At 38.1% G+C, this 20,256-nt stretch carries 16 protein-coding genes; 1 reads left to right on the forward strand and 15 read right to left on the reverse strand.

The window, feature by feature from the left end; translation table 11 throughout:
* Window positions 1–3: 3 nt before the first annotated feature.
* From pnpS to QNH48_RS23880, 7 genes are all read right to left on the reverse strand, one after another.
* Window positions 4–1,767, reverse strand: a complete 1,764-nt coding sequence (gene pnpS / locus QNH48_RS23850; protein WP_283952273.1) for a two-component system histidine kinase PnpS — start codon at window positions 1,765–1,767, stop codon at window positions 4–6.
* On the reverse strand, window positions 1,764–2,480 hold the full coding sequence (locus QNH48_RS23855) for a response regulator transcription factor (RefSeq protein ID WP_283952274.1): 717 nt from the start codon (window positions 2,478–2,480) through the stop codon (window positions 1,764–1,766). The genes pnpS and QNH48_RS23855 overlap by 4 nt, the downstream gene beginning before the upstream one ends.
* A 123-nt stretch (window positions 2,481–2,603) precedes the next feature.
* Window positions 2,604–3,080 carry a MaoC/PaaZ C-terminal domain-containing protein gene (locus QNH48_RS23860; protein WP_283955873.1) on the reverse strand — a complete coding sequence of 159 codons (477 nt, stop codon included), beginning with the start codon at window positions 3,078–3,080 and terminating at the stop codon, window positions 2,604–2,606.
* Between the two features lie 78 nt (window positions 3,081–3,158).
* Window positions 3,159–4,097 carry a malate dehydrogenase gene (gene mdh / locus QNH48_RS23865; RefSeq protein WP_133367542.1) on the reverse strand — a complete coding sequence of 313 codons (939 nt, stop codon included), beginning with the start codon at window positions 4,095–4,097 and terminating at the stop codon, window positions 3,159–3,161.
* 109 nt (window positions 4,098–4,206) lie between these two features.
* Entirely contained in the window at window positions 4,207–5,475 is a 1,269-nt protein-coding gene (icd, locus tag QNH48_RS23870) for an NADP-dependent isocitrate dehydrogenase (protein WP_283952275.1), read from the reverse strand.
* Between the two features lie 146 nt (window positions 5,476–5,621).
* Window positions 5,622–6,740, reverse strand: a complete 1,119-nt coding sequence (gene citZ / locus QNH48_RS23875; RefSeq protein WP_283952276.1) for a citrate synthase — start codon at window positions 6,738–6,740, stop codon at window positions 5,622–5,624.
* A 370-nt stretch (window positions 6,741–7,110) separates the two neighbouring features.
* The gene (locus QNH48_RS23880; RefSeq protein ID WP_283952277.1) at window positions 7,111–7,572 is read right to left on the reverse strand and encodes a DUF441 domain-containing protein; all 462 of its coding nucleotides are present in this window, start codon (window positions 7,570–7,572) and stop codon (window positions 7,111–7,113) included.
* A 106-nt stretch (window positions 7,573–7,678) separates the two neighbouring features.
* On the opposite strand from QNH48_RS23880, the gene ytvI reads away from it, so the two are divergent.
* Window positions 7,679–8,794 (forward strand): sporulation integral membrane protein YtvI, encoded by a 1,116-nt coding sequence (gene ytvI / locus QNH48_RS23885; protein WP_283952278.1) that lies wholly within the window; start codon window positions 7,679–7,681, stop codon window positions 8,792–8,794.
* Between the two features lie 473 nt (window positions 8,795–9,267).
* Here ytvI and QNH48_RS23890 read toward each other — a convergent pair whose 3' ends face one another.
* The 8 genes from QNH48_RS23890 to dnaE all read right to left on the reverse strand — a co-directional run bounded on the left by QNH48_RS23890 (window position 9,268) and on the right by dnaE (window position 20,218).
* A complete protein-coding gene (locus QNH48_RS23890) occupies window positions 9,268–9,654 on the reverse strand; it encodes an FxsA family protein (protein ID WP_283952279.1) in 387 nt (128 codons plus the stop codon).
* A 105-nt stretch (window positions 9,655–9,759) separates the two neighbouring features.
* Window positions 9,760–11,523 carry a pyruvate kinase gene (gene pyk, locus QNH48_RS23895; RefSeq protein WP_283952280.1) on the reverse strand — a complete coding sequence of 588 codons (1,764 nt, stop codon included), beginning with the start codon at window positions 11,521–11,523 and terminating at the stop codon, window positions 9,760–9,762.
* Window positions 11,524–11,556: 33 nt separating this feature from the next.
* Window positions 11,557–12,516 (reverse strand): 6-phosphofructokinase, encoded by a 960-nt coding sequence (gene pfkA, locus QNH48_RS23900; RefSeq protein ID WP_095248900.1) that lies wholly within the window; start codon window positions 12,514–12,516, stop codon window positions 11,557–11,559.
* A gap of 296 nt (window positions 12,517–12,812) precedes the next feature.
* Window positions 12,813–13,787, reverse strand: coding sequence for an acetyl-CoA carboxylase carboxyl transferase subunit alpha (accA, locus tag QNH48_RS23905; RefSeq protein WP_283952281.1), 975 nt, complete (start codon window positions 13,785–13,787; stop codon window positions 12,813–12,815).
* Window positions 13,781–14,656 carry an acetyl-CoA carboxylase, carboxyltransferase subunit beta gene (gene accD / locus QNH48_RS23910; protein ID WP_283952282.1) on the reverse strand — a complete coding sequence of 292 codons (876 nt, stop codon included), beginning with the start codon at window positions 14,654–14,656 and terminating at the stop codon, window positions 13,781–13,783. The genes accA and accD overlap by 7 nt, the downstream gene beginning before the upstream one ends.
* Window positions 14,657–14,859: 203 nt before the next feature.
* Complete coding sequence (locus tag QNH48_RS23915; protein WP_481858511.1) at window positions 14,860–15,435, reverse strand: FadR/GntR family transcriptional regulator; 576 nt, start codon at window positions 15,433–15,435, stop codon at window positions 14,860–14,862.
* A 55-nt stretch (window positions 15,436–15,490) separates the two neighbouring features.
* Window positions 15,491–16,729, reverse strand: a complete 1,239-nt coding sequence (gene ystJ / locus QNH48_RS23920) for an NADP-dependent malic enzyme (RefSeq protein ID WP_283952284.1) — start codon at window positions 16,727–16,729, stop codon at window positions 15,491–15,493.
* Window positions 16,730–16,855: 126 nt separating this feature from the next.
* Window positions 16,856–20,218 (reverse strand): DNA polymerase III subunit alpha, encoded by a 3,363-nt coding sequence (gene dnaE, locus QNH48_RS23925; RefSeq protein ID WP_283952285.1) that lies wholly within the window; start codon window positions 20,216–20,218, stop codon window positions 16,856–16,858.
* Window positions 20,219–20,256: the final 38 nt, after the last annotated feature.

Consider the following 20,256-nt stretch of genomic DNA (forward strand, 5'->3'; position numbering starts at 1 on the left):
AGGTTAATTCATATATTTATGTAATTCGATGATAAACTCACTGCCTTCACCAGGGGCGCTTTTCACACTGATGTTCCCATGATGTGCTTCAACTAAATGTTTTACGATCGCTAATCCAAGACCTGTCCCGCCAGAGTCCCTGCTTCTGGCACGGTCAACACGATAAAACCGTTCGAAAATACGAGGAATTTCTTCTTGCTTGATTCCAACACCAGTATCCTTTATATGGACTTTCACAGTCTTTTCATAATCATAAAGTGATACTTTTACATACCCGTTTGGCGGGGTATACAAGATTGCATTGGTTATGATATTAATAAATACCTGCTTTAAACGATCATGATCGCCTTGTATATATAATTCTTCCCTATTAAACTCATGTTCTAGACGAACATCTTTGGATTTTGCTTTTTTATTAAGCATCATAATAACTTCTTTTATTAATTCGTAGAGATCAAAGTCCTGAATGTTCAACTTAAATTCCTGCTGCTCTATTTTAGAAAAATCAAGTAAATCCTGAATCAATGACTGCATCCGATTGCTTTCTTTATTTATAATGGATAAAAATGCTTCAAGCGTATCACGATTATTCATCGCACCATCCATCAACGTTTCAGAAAAACCTTTAATAGAGGTAACAGGCGTTTTCAATTCATGTGAAACATTCGCCACAAAATCCTTTCTCATTTGTTCAAGCTTTTTAATCTCCGTAATGTCATGGAAAACCAGTAGAACACCTTTCCAAGCATTATTTATGCCGATTATGGGGATTCCATAAACATCAAAGTATCTTCTCTCAATTCCCAATGGAAGAAGAAGATGTTTACTAACTTTTTGTTCCGTTCGGAAAACCTCCGCTATAACATGACAGATTTCTTCCTGCTCAATGACTTCATAATATAATTTATTTAAGGAATTCTCTAAGTCCACTTGAAAGATTTCAACGTATCCCTTATTAATTAAATTGATGAAACCCCTGCTATCAATTAATAGCAGTCCAGCTCCCATATTTTCAATCAGTGCACTTAAACGATCTTGCTGTATTTCTTGAGCTTTACTCATTTCCTGTAAATTTTGCGCCAAAATATTTAAGGAAGAGGTTAGCTTACTTGTTTCATTTAATTCATTACTTTCTATCCTGACTCGGTAATTTCTATTCGCCAATTCGATGGCTACATTCGTAGCTGCTTCTATTGGCTTCATATATCTCGCTGTTATTCTATATCCAAGATAAATAAAGACAATCAGCACCATAACTAAGCTAATGGATAGAATCCACCAAATTTGCCCGTAAGCTTTTTTGAGCTCACTCGTTTTTGTGATAACGAACAGATACCCTTCTTTCTCCCCTGCATATAAAACGGGTTTCCATGAATAGTGTAAGTCATAATCTTCATGCTCCACTAGTTTGGTTTCATTATTTGGTTTTTCTTTTATTACTTCATTGATATTTTCTTTTATTCCGTTAATATTGGATGTCTCCATTTCTCCGCTGTCAAAAAGGAGAACTCCTTTGGTGTCTGTAATAGCAAGTCTCACATTAAGTATTTTACTTATTTTCAATATTCCCTCATGATCGATTGACTGCACTCCACCGTTATTTTCAATATACATACTCAGCAGATTGCTTTCTTTATTTAATCGTTCATTGTATGTATCCAGGTAGTTACTTTTAAAAAGCTGACCTAACAAAATTTCCAGCCCAACTAAGCCGATAATAATTAGCATTATTAGTGCAATCAAAAGTTTTGTGTGGAATTTGTTCATTCAATCTTCGGCTCCTCGAGTTTATAACCTAGTCCCCGTACCGTTTTAATATAAGAAGGTTTCTTTGTATCCTTTTCAATTTTTTCACGAAGATGTGAAATATGAACATCTACAATACGAGTATCGCCAGCAAATTCATAATTCCAAACTGCACTTAATAATTGGTCGCGAGTTAAAACGCGATTTTTATTTTGAGCTAAATAATGCAGCAATTCGTACTCCTTGAGGGTTAATTCTAGTTGCTGATTATTAAAATAAGCTTCATATTTATCAGGGAAGATTTGAAGGTTTCCGATGATAATCGGTGAGCCCTCGGTCTGGTCCGCTTCATTACTATTTGTTTGTATTTGAACTCTTCTTAAGATTGCTTTCACTCTGGCAACCACTTCTCTTGGACTGAATGGCTTGATCATATAATCGTCGGCACCAAGCTCTAGACCCAAGATTTTATCAAACTCATCATCCTTCGCTGTTAACATTAGGATTGGAATCATAATTTTTTGTTGTCGAAGATCTTTGCATACTTCGATTCCGTCCATTTTCGGAAGCATTAAATCTAAAACAATAATATCAGGTGCCATACTTTCAGCTAATTGTTTGCCTGCTAATCCATCCATTGCCGTGATTACCTCAAAACCAGCTTGTTCCAAATTATATTGAAGCAAAGTTACAATTGACTGTTCATCGTCTACAACTAGTACCTTATTTTTCATAAAAACCTCCGAATGTTTTATCTATTTCGCCAACTCACTCCATTATAATATAGAAATAATAAGAATACCCACTATCAACCTTGAGACGAAAAAAAGGAATGTGGTTAACATCCCTTGATGATTTTAAAAATTATCTAACACACCAGCATCCATGCCCCCTAAGCGATAAGGAGGACAAACAATAAGTTTTCCATTAATCACAACTTCGTCGTTTTCATTTTTTCCTACAACCGTCATCTTCACTGTGTGATTATCATGATTAACTTCAACAATTTCTAACAATAAGTGAACGGTACCGTAATGATAAACAGGCTTGGGAAAGTGGATATCTTGGCTTACTATATGACTGCCTGGTCCTGGTAAGTACTTAGAAACAGCCGAGGTAATCATTCCTGTCAGCATAATGCTCGGAACAATCGGTTTCTTATGGGGTGTCTGGGATGCGTAATCATGCTGAATATAGAGAGGATTGGCATCATCCGTTAAACCTAAATAAAGAAGTATGTCTTTATCTTCAATTTTTTCTGTTAAGGCTAATTTCTCTCCGACTGAAATTTCTTTAATTTCCCTGCCTAGTTTTCTTTTTTTCCCTAAAAGCATTCCTTTGCGCTCCTTTGTAAACGGTTTCATTAATAGTGGAAAAAATTCGGGGAAGATTTTTCCCCGAATTTGTCTATCTTACACTAAAACTTTCATTACATTTTGAACAGATTCAACCGATTTATCTAGAGCTGCTTTTTCTTCAGCAGTTAGATCAAGCTCGATTACTTTTTCAATTCCGTTCGCACCTAGGATTGTTGGAACCCCAAGATAGATACCTTCGTAACCAAATTCTCCCTCAAGGTAAGCGATGGAAGGAAGAACACGGCGCTGATCTTTTAAGATGGCTTCGCACATTTCAACAAGTGATGCTGCTGGAGCGTAATAAGCACTGCCATTTCCTAGAAGATTAACGATTTCACCGCCGCCTTTTCTAGTACGCTCCACAATTGCCTCTAAACGATCTTTAGGGATTAACGTTTCTAATGGAATACCACCAGCATAAGAATAACGTACAAGTGGAACCATATCATCACCGTGGCCGCCTAAAACAAATCCTGTAATATCTTTAACAGAAAGATTTAATTCCTGTGCGACAAATGTACGGAAACGAGCTGTATCTAGTACACCAGATTGACCAATAACACGATTCTTAGGGAATCCAGATGTTTTGAAAACGGTGTAAGTCATCGCGTCAACTGGGTTTGTTAATACAAGAATTGTACAGTTTGGAGAGTACTTCACAATTTGCTCCGTTACAGCCTTCATTACTTTTTGGTTTGTTTGAACTAAATCATCACGGCTCATTCCTGGTTTACGAGCAATACCTGCTGTAATAACAACGATATCTGAATCACGAGTATCTTCGTAATTAGATGTACCAGTGATATTCGCATCGAACCCTTGAACAGGACTTGCTTCAAGCATATCTAATGCTTTTCCTTTTGTAGGGTTTTCCATTTGTGGGATATCAACTAAAACGACATCGCCTAATTCTTTTTGTGCAAGTAAGAATGCAGTTGTAGCACCAGTGAAACCTCCGCCAATTACGGAAACCTTTTTACGCTTTAAAGACATTTTAAACTCTCCCCTTTGAAAGTATTATTGTCGATATTCGAAAGGGCTGTTCGAAAACAGCCCTGATTATCCTTGTTAAGATTCAGCCTCTAGGTGCGTAAGCTTTTTACTATTCCATGTTCTTAATTAATTCATCTGCAAATTCAGAGGTTTTAACTTCTGTTGCTCCGTCCATTAGACGAGCGAAGTCATAGGTTACTACTTTAGAAGCGATGGTATTTTCTACTGATTTAATAACCATTTTCGCTGCTTCATTCCAGCCTAAGTGCTCAAGCAGTAATACACCTGATAGAATAACAGATGAAGGGTTTACTTTATCAAGTCCTGCATATTTAGGTGCAGTACCATGTGTTGCTTCGAAAATAGCGTGTCCAGTTTCATAGTTGATGTTTGCTCCAGGAGCGATTCCAATTCCGCCAACTTGCGCTGCAAGAGCATCAGAAATGAAGTCTCCGTTTAAGTTCATCGTTGCAACAACATCAAACTCACGAGGACGTGTAAGGATTTGCTGTAAGAAGATATCAGCAATTGCATCTTTAACCACAATTTTGCCAGCTGCTTCTGCATCAGCCTGCGCTTTGTTTGCAGCGTCAGATCCTTGCTCATCCTTAATACGGTCATATTGAGCCCAAGTAAAGACTTTATCACCAAATTCCTTTTCAGCAAGCTCATAACCCCAGTTTTTGAACGCGCCTTCTGTGAATTTCATGATATTTCCTTTGTGAACAAGTGTAACAGATTTACGGCCTTCTTTAATCGCATAATTAATAGCTGCACGTACTAAACGAGTTGTTCCTTCCTCAGAAACTGGTTTAATACCAATACCTGAAGTTTCTGGGAATCTAATTTTGTTAACGCCCATTTCGTTTTGAAGGAAGTCGATTACTTTCTTAACTGCTTCTGTGCCTTTTTCATATTCGATTCCAGCATAAATATCTTCAGTATTCTCACGGAAGATAACCATATCAGTATCTTGCGGGCGCTTTACAGGTGAAGGAACACCTTCAAACCATCTAACTGGTCGTAAGCATACAAACAAATCTAATTCTTGACGTAGTGCAACGTTCAATGAACGAATTCCACCGCCAACAGGAGTAGTAAGCGGGCCTTTGATTGCAATCAAATATTCGTTGATAACATCAAGAGTTTCTTTTGGAAGCCATTCACCAGTTTGGTTAAATGCTTTTTCTCCTGCTAAAACTTCTTTCCAAACTAATTTGCGCTCACCTTTATAAGCTTTTTCTACTGCTGCGTTTAAAACTCTCTCAGAAGCTGCCCATATATCTGGACCGATACCATCACCCTCGATAAATGGGATAATTGGATTGTTTGGTACATTTAATACTCCGTTTGTTACTGTGATTTTTTCGCCATGCATAGTTGTTCTCCTCCTATTATGTATCAATGGTATTTATCAATCGCCTTGTCCATAAAGAGATTGAATCCAAGGTTAAAGATTTGCAATCTTTAACCTTTTCATACAATCCTATTAGAACAATTTTTTTGAAAAAAGTAAAATTTTATTTAACCTCTTTGGTTAATTGGAACGTATGACTGCATGCCAGGACCTGTATATTCAGCGCGAGGACGGATTAGACGATTGTTATCATACTGTTCTAGTATGTGAGCAAGCCATCCAGAAACCCTGCTTACTGCAAAGATAGGTGTAAATAGGTCATGGTCAATGCCTAGGCTGTGGTACATGGAAGCTGAGTAGAAATCTACGTTTGGCGGTAATTTCTTTTCGCCAGTGACGATGTTTTCGATTTTTTCAGACATTTCATACCAATGTGGTTCGCCTGTCAACTCAGTTAATTTCTTGGACATTGCTCTTAAATGCTTTGCACGAGGATCACCTAAGCGATAAACGCGGTGGCCAAATCCCATGATTTTTTCTTTTTTCTCAAGTTTTCCGCGAACATATGGTTCAACATTTTCAATTGTACCAATTTCTTTAAGCATTTTCATTACTGCTTCGTTTGCACCACCGTGTAGTGGTCCTTTAAGTGCTCCAATTGCAGCGGTTACACCAGAATAAACATCTGATAAGGTAGCCACACAAACTCTTGCTGTAAATGTAGATGCGTTTAGTTCATGGTCTGCATGTAATACAAGTGCTTTGTCTAAAGCTTTTACTGCAATTTCGTCAGGCTCCTTACCAAGCAGCATGTAAAGGAAGTTGGCAGCAAAACTTAAATCTGTTCTAGGTGCAATTGGTTCAAGACCTTTTCTAACGCGTGCAAATGTTGTTACAATGGCAGGCATTTTTGCTTGAAGTCGAATCGCCTTTTGATAATTTGACTCTGAATCCATTAAGTCTGCATCCTCATCATAAAGTCCTAATAATGAAACAGCTGAACGGAGCGCAGCCATTGGATGGACCTTATCAATAGGATACATCTTAAAGTGCTCAATCACCTCTTGTGGAAGTGCGGCATTCTCGGAAAGCTGCTTTGTTAATTCTGCTAATTCAGGCTCTGTTGGCAATTTACGGTGCCACAGTAAATAAATTACTTCTTCAAAACTAGCATTTTCAGCTAAGTCATCGATATCATACCCGACATACGTTAACGTATCATCAATGATTGAGCTGATAGAAGAAGTTGTTGCCACTACCCCTTCAAGACCACGTGTTACTGTCATAGAAATCTCTCCTTCTCATTCTAAATTCCCCATTACCCATTACCCATTTGTAAAAAGAAGTATTTTATCAGCTAAAACCAGTTATCGGCCACAGCTATGTTGAAAGAAATTCTTCATTTCAAACATTGTCTAAGAATAACTATTGCGCGCCTATTTTTTACAAATACCTAGATTGAGCGCTTGCTCGGGATTGGTCCAACAAGCAAAGTAACTTTTCCTTAATAAAAAAGTTATATTACAAGTAATCTAGCATATTTATGTGACTTATGTAAAAAAGGATGCGCTTTCAAGTCCTATTATAAACAATTATCAGATTTTTGTGAACGAAAAGGAGCTGAAAAGTTCAAAAAAATATTATTTTACAAAATTGCTAACTAAAAAAATTAATCATTTTCATTGCGGTATAGGCTATTCCAGCGCCAATTAGAGGCCCAACTGCCACACCTTTGAAAATGGATACAGATAGAATGGTACCTAAAACAAGTGCTGTTGTAATATGCGGATCATGTTCCAATAAAGAAACTCCACCCTTTGCTAATAGAGCAACAATCATACCAGAAATAAGAGCCACCCATGCAAGAGGCGATTTAAAAGCACTAGATAAATCCTTAAAACCAATCTCCCCTGAGGCAATTGGAGCTAAAACGGCAATCGTTATAACGGTAACTCCCCAATTAATTCCTTTACTCTGGATATATGTAAAGGATTTTGAATCTAGTCCACCCAATTTTAATACGATTAATACAATAATGGCAACCAGCAATGAGTTATTTTTTACGATAAGTCCAATCATTAATAGCAGTAACAAGAACAATAATGACCCATTAAACATTTTTTTCATCCTTTCTTTTCTGAAAACTAAATATGGAAAATCATGCAGTTTTGTACAAAAAATGTTAAACTATAGCTACCTAATTATGAGATCAGGAGGCATGTTATTGGATAAAAAATACTTATTTCGAACGATAAGGTTCATTTTCGTAATTGCCATCGTCATCCTCGCATTTCTATCATTTTATTATTTGTCAAAAGTGACTTATCCATTTCTAATTGCCTTAGTAATTGCATTCTTTATCAATCCAATTGTTAACATTTTTGAAAAAAAGCTTCGCATGCCTAGAGGATTAGCAGTATTTGTAGCTTTAATCAGTATTTTTGCCTTTGCTGCCGGTTTAATCACGCTATTAGTGGCTGAAATTGTTTCAGGAGCAAACTACCTGGCTAGAGTGGTTCCTGAGCATTTAGATACATTAATTAGCTTCATTGAGAAGTTTATTACAGCTCAAATTATCCCTCTTTATAATCAATTAACTAGTATGTTTAACCAACTAGAAAGTGGGCAGCAAAATACAATCATCACGAATATTGAAAATGTAGGCACCACCATTGGAAGTACTGTTGGAACTTTCCTACAAAATCTATTTGGAAACATTCCAATGATACTATCATGGTTTCCTAATGCGGCAACGGTGTTAATCTTCTCCTTCTTAGCAACCTTCTTTATTAGTAAGGATTGGGACAGATTTTCACGTCTTGGCAGCACCATTTTACCTGAGAAGGCTAAATCAAGTGGTAAAACTGTATTTATCGATTTGCAGAAGGCCTTATTTGGTTTTCTAAAGGCCCAATTGACCCTCATTTCTATTACAACTGTTATTATCTTAATCGGTCTCTTAATCCTCAGGGTTGATTACGCAATTACAATCGCTTTAATAACGGGTATCGTTGATATTATTCCCTACCTTGGTACCGGAGCCGTTTTTGTACCATGGATTATTTATGAGATTATTACAGGGGAAATGGGTCTTGCAATAGGTTTAGGCGTTCTCTATTTACTTGTTATTGTTCAAAGACAAATAATGGAGCCAAAAATTCTTTCATCCAATATTGGACTAGATCCATTAGCAACCTTAATTGCCTTGTTTGTCGGATTTAAATTAATCGGTTTCCTAGGGTTAATTGTTGGTCCGGTTACATTGGTAATCTTAAGCACTCTCTACCGTGCAAATGTATTTCACGACCTATGGACATTTATTAAAGGAAAAGAAATTTAAGAGAAAGGCTGTGTTAAATGGTGCTGTTGATTTGTGCTCCACTAAGGAATGCTTCTTTGAATAATCACCGCAGGTACAGGCGGTCTCTGCCTGTACCGAGGCGCTTCGCTTTTGCGCAGGCGGTTCGGGGAGCCTGTCTAGCTGCAGCGCCTAGCCCCTCGAGTCGCTTCGGTCCCAACGTTGAAGTCAAAGAACGACTTCATCGTTAGGCCCTCCAGCGCTTGTCGGGGCTGTACAAGGCGCTTCCGCTTTTCCTACTCCTCGGCGCTAAGAGATGAGCGGGGTCTCCCCTGCCCCGTCCCCTGCAGTACATTGATTTACCTCTTCGAATCTGCCCACGCACGAAGAAAATGCGATAGCATTTTCGAGGAGTCTCGCGCCTTCCTCACAAATCAACAGCGTGCCAATATCAATATTTTGCTGTTAAACAGCCAATAGAAAAAACGTCAACTCCCACGTGGAAGTTGACGTTTTTATTTTATTATTTTTATATTTCCTTTTTCAATTCTCTTCCGCAGTGCTTTAATCATAAGAAATTTAAAAGGCTTCCTAGTCGGAGGAAACAATAATAAAAATCCGAATAAATCGGTAATAAACCCAGGTGTTAAAAGCAGCGTAGCTCCAATTAATATACAAATGCCATCTAGAAGAGATTCACCAGGAATCTGACCATACGAAAGCTGCTCTTGTACTCTTTTGATCGTCTGCAGTCCTTCTCTCTTTGCCAAATAAGCTCCGACGACACCTGTCAAAATAATAAAAGCAATCGTTGGTAAAAATCCAATCGTTTTACCTGATAACAACAGTACTCCAATATCTATTGCGGGTATTACAATAATTAATAATGCTAAATAGCGCATTTTCCCGAGTCTCCTTCAAACCAGCTTGTTTTCATTATATAACGAATACATGAAATCATGCCGAAATAAAGAAAAAAGAAGGGAAAACCCCTTCTTTCTAAGTTTTTAAAGGACGCTGGCATGCCCGTTATAAATGACACCTCTTGTTGCGTCAACTGTGATTTCTTGACCATCTCTAAACAGCTCTATTGCGTTTTCAACACCCACAATAACAGGAATTCCAAGGTTTAGCCCCACAACTGCAGCATGGCTGGTTAACCCGCCTTCCTGTGTGATCAAGGCAGCACACTTTTCAATTGCCGGCATCATATCACGGTCTGAGCCTATTGTGATTAAAATAGAACCTGGCTTTACTTTTTCAATAGCTTCTTTCGCATCATGTGCAATTACCACTTTACCAAAAGCAGATTTGCGGCCGATTCCTTGCGCTCTAGTAATGATATCCCCAACAACATGAATCTTCATTAGGTTCGTTGTACCAGCTTCACCAACTGGAACCCCAGCTGTTATGACAACTAAATCACCATGTTTGACGATACCGCTATTCACACTTTCTTCAACTGCACTATCAAGCATTTCGTCAGTAGAACTGCAGATTCTTCCTAGCTGAGGATAAACACCCCAAACAAGTGATAAACGACGGAAAACCTGCTCGTTAGCTGTAACAGCCACAATTGGTGCCTTCGTACGGTATTTTGATATCATTCTTGCAGTATGACCACTTTCAGTAGGTGTAATAATTGCATTTACATCAAGATTTAATGCTGTATGAGCAACAGATTGACCAATGGCATCCGTAAGATTGTGTTCCGAATTTTTACTGCGGGCAGATAAAATTTCTTTGTGATCTAAAGCTTGTTCAGCTCTTGAGGCAATATTGTGCATAGTTTGTACCGCTTCAACAGGGTACACACCAGCCGCTGTCTCACCGGATAGCATAATCGCATCCGTACCATCAAATATCGCATTGGCCACATCACTTGCTTCTGCACGTGTCGGACGTGGATTACGCTGCATAGAATCAAGCATTTGTGTAGCTGTAATAACAGGTTTACCTTGTGTATTACATTTCTTAATTAGCATTTTTTGTACAAGTGGTACTTCCTCCGCTGGGATTTCTACACCAAGATCTCCACGAGCGACCATTAAACCATCAGAAACCTCAAGGATTTCATCAATATTATCGACGCCTTCTTGATTTTCAATCTTAGGAATAATATGGACATGAGTTGCCTGCTTTTCTTCTAACAGCTGGCGAATTTCTAACACGTCGCTTGCACGGCGTACAAAGGAAGCAGCAATAAAATCAACACCTTGTTCAATTCCAAAAATGATATCACTTGTATCTTTTTCTGTAATACCTGGAAGTTTTACCGATACGCCTGGAACGTTGACACCTTTTTTATTCTTTAATGTTCCACTGTTAAGAATTTTTGTCTGAATTTCATTTTTTTCCTTATCAATATGAAGGACTTCTAGTCCAATTAGACCGTCATCTAATAATATTTTTGAGCCCACATGAACATCATCAATTAATCCAGGGTATGTAATTGAAAACTTTTCTGTGGTACCTTCTACTTCAGTCATCGAAATAATAATATTATCCCCTGATTTAAGTTCAATTGTTCCATTTACCATATTATTCGTGCGGATTTCGGGTCCTTTTGTATCAAGTAGAATAGCAACAGTTTTACCTGTTAATTTAGACGCTTCACGGATATTTTGGATTCGCTGGCCATGCTCTTCAAAGTCACCATGGGAAAAATTCAAGCGGGCAACATTCATTCCAGCTTCTATTAATTGAGTTAATTTTTCTACACTTTCACTTGCAGGACCAATCGTACAAACGATTTTTGTTTTACGTAACATCTTTGTTTCCTCCTATATTTCAACTAGTACTGGTTAGATAGATAATTCTTTTGAAAGTTTAACAAGGTCAAGATCCAGTGCGTGCTTTCTTTCTAATGCTTCAACGATATCGTAATCCACAACACGATTACTTTCCATCCCTACAGCACGTCCACCTTTACCTTCAATTAATAATTCTACTGCTCTGGCACCTAAACGGCTTGCGAGTACCCTGTCGGCTGCAGTTGGCGAACCACCGCGTTGAATATGCCCAAGTACAGATACTCTTGTATCAAAGTTGGTTGCTTCTTTAAGCTGCTTAGCAAAATCATTCCCGTTGCAAACTCCTTCAGCAACAATAATAATGCTATGCTTTTTCCCACGTTCTTGTCCTTTGCGAAGTCGGTCAGCTACTTCATCCATATCAAAGTCTTCTTCAGGAATAAGAATAGTTTCTGCACCACCAGCTAATCCAGCATACAATGCTAAATCACCTGCGTCCCTCCCCATTACTTCAATCACAAAAGTTCTTTCATGTGAGGTAGCGGTATCACGAATTTTATCCAGAGCATCAATAACAGTATTTAATGCTGTATCAAAACCAATTGTTAGTTCGGTTCCTGGAATATCATTATCAATCGTACCAGGTACACCGACACATGGATATCCTTGCTGAGTCAGAGCTTTAGCACCACGATATGAACCATCGCCGCCAATGACAACAAGCCCTTCAATTCCATGTGCTTTTAACTGATCAATCCCTTTTTGCTGTCCCTCTGGTGTTTTAAATTCTGGGCACCGTGCAGTATGCAGCATGGTACCTCCACGGTGAATAATATCACCCACAGACCCAAGCTCAAGTTTTTTAATATTGCCTGAAATTAATCCAGTATATCCACCATAAATCCCATAAACCTCTACGTTATGATAAATAGCTTTTCGAACAACAGCCCTTATAGCGGGATTCATTCCTGGTGAGTCTCCACCACTCGTTAGAACGCCAATTTTTTTCATTTATACCACCTCATGTGATTTTTAAAATCGTATGTATATTTAATGTGAGTTCCAGTATACGTGTACTGCATTTATTATTTACATAAACGCAGGGAATATTTATAAAATACCACTAAAGAGACACCTATAACAACTCAATCACATTGGTAAATTTAATAGACGGAATAGTATGTTAACTGGAAACGCTTAACCACAAAATGGAAACGCTGCCTTTTACACAAATTGGCTATTTTTTGACATAAGTGTGAACTGGCAAAAAAATCCAAAAAAACAAAAACGTGCTCCGAAAGCACGTTTTAGATCCTAATATAATCCTTTAAGAATGAGAATTCACCAATCGTTCTAAATCGATTATAACGATCAGCAACAAGCTCCTCTTTTGAGAGTTCTAAAAGTTCCTTGAGAGATTTCTTTAAGAACAAGTCAATCGCTTCTGCCTGCCCCTTGATATCCTTATGTGCACCACCCTTGATTTCCGGGATGATATCATCAATGATTCCAAGTTCCTTTAAATCTGGCGCTGTTATTTTCATGGACTCTGCTGCCTTTTTGGCAAGAGAAGAATCCTTCCATAAAATCGCAGCAGCACCTTCAGGTGATATTACGGAATAAGTTGAGTTTTCAAGCATATACATGCGATTCCCAACTCCTAGTGCAAGGGCACCACCACTTCCTCCTTCACCGATAACGATGCATATAACTGGTACCTTAAGACCTGCCATTTCAAATAGGTTACGAGCAATGGCTTCGCTTTGTCCCCGTTCTTCTGCAGCTTTACCTGGATAAGCACCTTTTGTATCAATAAAGCAAATAATCGGGCGATTAAATTTATCCGCCTGTTTCATTAAGCGAAGTGCTTTTCTATAGCCTTCAGGGTGGGGCATTCCAAAGTTCCTGCGAATATTTTCTTTTGTATCTTTTCCTCTTTGATGTCCAATGACTGTAACTGGCAGCCCTCTAAACTTAGCAACCCCGGCTACAATAGCCTCATCGTCACCAAATGCTCTGTCTCCATGACATTCAAAGAAACCTTCAAAAAGGTGAGCAATATAATCTAATGTAGTCGGCCTATTTGGGTGTCTAGCAATTTGAACACGATCCCATGGCTTGATATTGTCATAAATATCTTTTTCAAGTTTTTCAAGACGCAATTCTAATTTTTCAATTTCGGAAGATAAATCAACATCTGCACTTTTTGTAAACTCTTTCAGTTCGGCAATTTTATTTCTTAATTGCACAACCGGGCGTTCAAATTCTAATTCTCCTACCATTCGAGCTCACCCCCGGATTGATGAATTTCAAGTAAGTTTGTGATTTTATTTATTAAATCAAGGCGAGAAATAATCGCATCAAGCTGACCATGCTTCAATAGAAACTCTGCTGTTTGAAAATCTTCAGGCAATTCCTCACGAATTGATTGTTCAATTACTCTGCGTCCGGCAAAACCGATTAATGCACCTGGCTCTGCAAAGTTATAATCACCTAGAGATGCGAAGCTTGCTGAAACACCACCCGTTGTTGGGTGGGTCATAATCGAAATAATTAACCCGCCATTATCACTAAATCGTTTTAATGCAACACTGGTTTTAGCCATCTGCATTAAGCTTAGGACTCCCTCTTGCATTCTGGCACCACCAGATGCTGTGAAAATAATAAACGGTATTGACATTTCATCCGCTTTTTCAATCGCACGGGTTATCTTTTCCCCTACAACGGACCCCATGCTTCCCATTCTAAATGTAGAATCCATAATAGCTAAGGCAATCTTATTTCCATTAACGCTTCCACAGCCGGTTACAACGGCCTCATTAATCTTTGTCTTTTGACGGTCCTTTTCTACCTTTTCAAGGTAATCTGGGAAGTTCAATGGGTTTTCAGAAACCATGTTTTCATTTATCTCTTCAAAGCTGCCTTCATCTAAAAAGCTGACGATACGCTCTTTGGCATTCATAGCAAAGTGAAACCCACAATGTAAACAAATTTTTAAATTCTTATTTAGCTCTTTCGTATACATAATGGTTTTACATGAAGGGCATTTCGTCATAATGCCTTCAGGTACATCACTTTTCGCAGCCTCGGTAGGAATCGTTGCATACTTTTTCTTTTTAGTAGTATTTTTTGTAAAAAGTTCTTTAAGCAATTTGCCCAAACCTCCCTCGTTGGAAAAAAATCAAGCCAAACGGCAAGTTTTTATCATCTTATATAGAAGTCTTTCCTTAAATAATGACAATTCAAACCTATCCCATACAATCTGGTCAGACCACTTAAAAAATAAAAATGCCCATATCAAATAGGGCTTGATTGCTTGTCTATCACTATAAAGGATAAATACTTCAAATTCTGTTAGTATTTGTCGGTTAAAATAGACAAATTTCTTAATTGCCGATAAGCAGCAAATGTCTTTTTTTCATCTTTTTCAATCAGAGCTTCTATTAACATGAAATAGCTGTTCTTATTATACTCTACTTTTCTTAAATTCAAAGAATTATAATAATCCTTTAGTATTAGCCAGATTCTGGAAAACAGATAGTTATCAGCCATTTCAACAAGCTGATTAAAGAATTGATCATCATTTATTTGATCATCTTCAACCAAGCTTTTCAAGGTAAATAACTTGTTTTCATCCGCTCTATTCAGAACCAAACGAAGAAAATCCATTTCTATGAGGTTCTTTGTTTCTATCACATCTAATTTTGCTTTTTCATCTTGGAGAATAAAGGTTCCGAGCAGCTGTACCAGCTGATTTCCTCGAAAGTCTCTAATAAACGTCCCTTCCCCGCGTCTGGTTTCAATTAACCCGAGCAGTTCTAACGCTCTTAAAGCTTCCCGAACGGAAGAGCGCCCGACATTCAGGCGCTCAGACAATTCCCGTTCAGATGGTATTTTATCTCCAGATTTCAAATTATCTGCTGAAATCATTTCTCGTAGCTGTTTAACAATTTCTAAGTAAACTTTAGTATTCGTCACTTACTAATCACTCACTTTTACCGATAATAGCGAGCCTCATTGTTTTTTCTTTCACATCTTCAGGGTCAACCTTAATCCGAGCAACACCCGTTTCCATTGCAGCTTTGGCAACTGCCGCAGCAACTGCTGGAGCAACTCTTGGATCAAAAGGTGCAGGGATGACATAATCCTCAGATAGCTCCGATTCGCTGATTAAACTGGCAATTGCCTCAACAGCTGCCACCTTCATTTTTTCATTAATATGTGTCGCACGAACGTCTAGGGCGCCACGGAAAATCCCTGGGAAGGCTAGTACATTATTAACTTGATTTGGAAAATCTGATCTGCCAGTTCCCACCACTCTTGCTCCAGCTTCTTTTGCCACCTCTGGCATAATTTCTGGATTAGGGTTAGCCATTGCAAAGATGACAGAATCTTTATTCATCGAAGCAACCATTTCTTTTGTCAATGCACCTTCAACAGATACGCCAATAAATACATCGGCACCTTTTATTACATCCTCAAGACTTCCAGTTAAATTATCACGATTTGTGAATTTAGCTACCTCTGCCTTGACGTCATTCATTCCATGTGGGCGGCCTTCATAAATGGCTCCCTTTGTATCACACATAATAATATCTCTTACACCATAGCTGTATAATAATTTAATAATGGCAATTCCAGCCGCTCCAGCCCCATTAGCAACCACTTTAATTTCAGTAATTTTCTTGCCAATCAATTTTAATGCATTGACAAGACCCGCAGCCGTAACAATAGCAGTCCCATGTTGATCATCATGGAAAACAGGGATATTCGCTTCTTTTTTCAATCTTTCTTCAATGACAAAGCAATTTGGCGCAGCAATATCTTCAAGATTCACGCCGCCAAAGGTTGGTTCAAGCAGTTTTACGGTTTCAATTATTTTTTCCACGTCAGTTGTGTTTAGGCAGATTGGGAAGGCATCGACGCCAGCAAAGCTCTTGAATAATACTGCTTTACCTTCCATAACTGGAAGTGCAGCTTCAGGTCCAATATTTCCGAGTCCCAGGACTGCTGTTCCATCTGTAACGACTGCAACCATATTGCCCTTCATGGTGTATTCGTAAACACTTTCTGGTTTTTCATAGATGTCTTTACATGGTTCGGCAACCCCAGGCGAATACGCTAAACTTAAATCCTTCGCATTTCTTACAGGTACTTTTGATTTCGACTCAAGCTTTCCTTTGTTAATCCGATGCATGTGTAATGCTTCTTCCCGTAATGTCAAGATATGTCACCCCTTAAATTAGTACAAAAAGAAATCAATAATTATAATAATAGCTAGTCTGTATTTAGTGGTCAGACCACACCCATTTCATTACCACTATATCACATCTTTAAGAGTTGTAAAGAATTATTCTTTCAAAACAACATTATTATTTCCTAAAAATTCGCTCAATGATTTTAATAGTGTACTGCTGGGTTCAATCATGAATTCATTCCCCAGCCTGATGGTTTTTTTGCTTGTCTCATAGTGTAAAACAACTTTTGTTTTTCCAGTATTGCCCTTAAATAATTGTTTTAATTGATTTAACGAATGTTCGTCTTGTTTTCCCTCTACTATTTTTAGATATAAAATAGATTCCTGCTTCGTTTTTGTGTTTAACCAAGATTCAATTTCAGATACTTGCTGGATAATAAATTGAATCTTACCATCCCGCTCTTCCGCTTTCCCTTCCATCACAACAAATTTCCCATGGTCCAGCAGGTGCGAATATTTTTTGTAGACAACTGGAAAGGCGACTGATTCCATTTCACCACTCGAATCACTTACATTCAAAAAGGCCATTGAATCCCCTTTTTTTGTCCGAATTTTTCTTAGAGATACAATATATACACCAGCAGCTGCCCGTTTATGTTCCGCAGTTAACTCAAACAATACAAATGCTCCAGCTTGTTTTAGTCTTTTTTCAAAAATGGATATTGGATGGTCCGAAAGGTAGAAACCAAGTGCTTCTTTTTCAAAAGAAAGCTTATCCTCTAGTCTAATAGGATCAACTTGGACGTATTTTGGCTTAAGTTGAAATTCCTCTAGAAATAACTCCACTTGGCTTGATTCATCAATCTTAAATATTTGAGCATGCTCTAGCGCAACATCCAAACTTGCAAGCAAGACTGCACGGTCTTCGTTAAATTCATCGAAGCTTCCAGAATGAACGAGAACCTCAAGCGTTTTTCGATTGATTGCTTTCGAAGAAACCCTTGTGCAAAAATCGAATAAATCCTCAAACTTTTTACTTTTCCTTGCTTGATAAATTTCTCTTAATGCAGCTGCTCCAACACTTTTAATGGCTGCAAGGCTGTACCTTATACCAGTCTTCTCTACCTGAAAGGAAAATCCGCTGTAATTGATAGAAGGAGGCAGTATCTCAATTTCCTTTTGCTTTGATTCCATGATATATTGTGCTATTTTTGTTTCATTCCCAATCGCTGATGTGAGAAGTCCAGCCATAAAATAAAGGGGATAATTCGCTTTTAAATAGGCAAGCTGATACGCAATCATACTGTATGCAACTGCATGGCTTCGATTAAAGCCATAATTTGCAAATCGAACAATTAAATCATAAATATCATTTGCAAGTTCTCGTTCATACCCCTTCTTTAAAGCACCTTGGACAAAATGGTTTCGCTCCCTGTCCAACACTTCCTTTTGCTTCTTCCCTACCGCTCTCCGCAGTAAATCCGCTTCACCGAGTGAAAAACCAGCCATTATCGAAGCAATTTGCATGATTTGTTCCTGATACACAATGACTCCATATGTATTTTCCAGTATAGGTTCCAAATCTTTATGAGGGTATTCCACTGCCTGACTTCCATGTTTCCGTTCAATAAATAGAGGGATATTTTCCATTGGTCCTGGCCGATACAGTGCATTAACTGCAACAATATCCTCAAACCTTGAAGGTTTTAAACGTAATAATACCTTCCTCATTCCCTCTGATTCCAGCTGAAAAATACCTGTTGTCTCTCCCCTTGCTAACAGTTCGAACGTTTTTTCATCATTTAATGGGAGGGTTTTAATATCTACTTTTCTTCCCGTTTTCTTTTGAATAGAAGATACGATTGATTCGAGTAAGGTTAAATTTCTTAATCCCAGAAAATCCATTTTCAGTAATCCTATTTCTTCAAGATGCTCCATAGAGTACTGAGTTAAGTAAACCTGGTTATGCCCTTGTTGAATTGGAATTAACTCAATCAACTGCTTCTCACTAATAATCACTCCTGCGGCATGTGTAGAAGTGTGTCGTGGTAATCCCTCTATCTTTAAAGCTGTTTCATATAGCTTACGGTTTACTGGGCTTTCATCAACAAAGGCTCTAAGGTGCTGCGATTCTCTATAGGCATCTTCAAGATTGATTCCTAGACGAGCGGGGATACGTCTTGACAACTGTTCTAATTCCTTCGTATTTAAACCAAAGGCCCTGCCAACGTCTCGTATTGCTGCCTTGGCGGCAAGCGTTCCAAAGGTTACAATTTGGGCTACGTGTAATTCTCCGTATTTCTTTGCAACGTATTCTATTACTTCATCGCGGCGGTGGTCTGGAAAATCAATATCAATATCCGGCATTGATATTCGCTCTGGATTTAAGAATCGCTCAAATAATAATTGATGGGACAGTGGGTCGACATCGGTTATATACAATACATACGCAACCAGTGATCCTGCAGCAGACCCCCTGCCTGGACCTGTCAAAATGCCATTTTCACGTGCATATCTCATAAAGTCCCAAACAATTAAAAAGTAGTTGCTAAATTTCATGGAGTTAATGACCGATAATTCATAAGACAAACGCTCAAAGTGTTCCTGAGTGGGAGCAGCAAAGCGCTCCTTTAACCCTTTTTGGCAGAGCATTTCTAAGTATTTCTCTGCAGGTTGTCCATCGGCAGTTGGGTATTCAGGTAGATAGGTTTTGTTTAATTCAATGTTTACCATGCACCTCTTGGCAATGGAAATACTGTTTTCTAACGCCTCAGGTATTTCAGAAAATATTTCTACCATTTCCTGTGCAGTTTTTAGGTAAAATTGATTACTTTCCAATCTTTCTCTATGCTCATCCTGAAGTTTGTCACCGTTTTTTATCGCTAGTAAACATTCGTGTGCGAACATATCATCTTGTTCAAGGTAATGAACCCTATTCGTTGCGACTAATGGAATAGTTAGTTCTTCGGCAATACTTTGAATCTTCTTTGTTACAATAACTTCTTGCTCTAATTGATGATTTTGAACAGCAAGGTAAAATGACTCTCTTCCAAAGATGGACTGAAGTTTTTTTATGATTTCAATTGCCTGTTCTGGCTGATCATTTAAAAGATTTTGTTCTATCTCTCCTTCTATTCCTGGAGAAATGGCTATAAGACCTTCCGCGTAATGCTTTAACCATTTAAAAGGGATACCGTTTGTCGCTTTTGTTTGTACCGCACTAGATATTTTTAATAGGTTCTTAAATCCCTTTTCATTTTCAGCAAGTAAGACTAGCGGATATGATACTTCCTTCTCTATTTCACTTTCTACATCTACAGTCAGCCCAATAATCGGCTGTATATTATTTTTTATGCAAAGTTTATAAAATTCAATGGCTCCATACATAACATTCCTATCGGTTAATGCGATAGCACGGAATCCTTTTTTCTTTGCGTTATCAATCAATTCATGAACCGAGGCTGTGCTGGTTAATAAGCTGTATGCACTATATACATGAAGGTGAATAAAAGACATTTTTGTCACCTCTTTCATTTAAAACTCTTATCTTTATT

It is taken from the genome of Neobacillus sp. YX16, from assembly GCF_030123505.1.
Classification (GTDB): domain Bacteria; phylum Bacillota; class Bacilli; order Bacillales; family Cytobacillaceae; genus Neobacillus.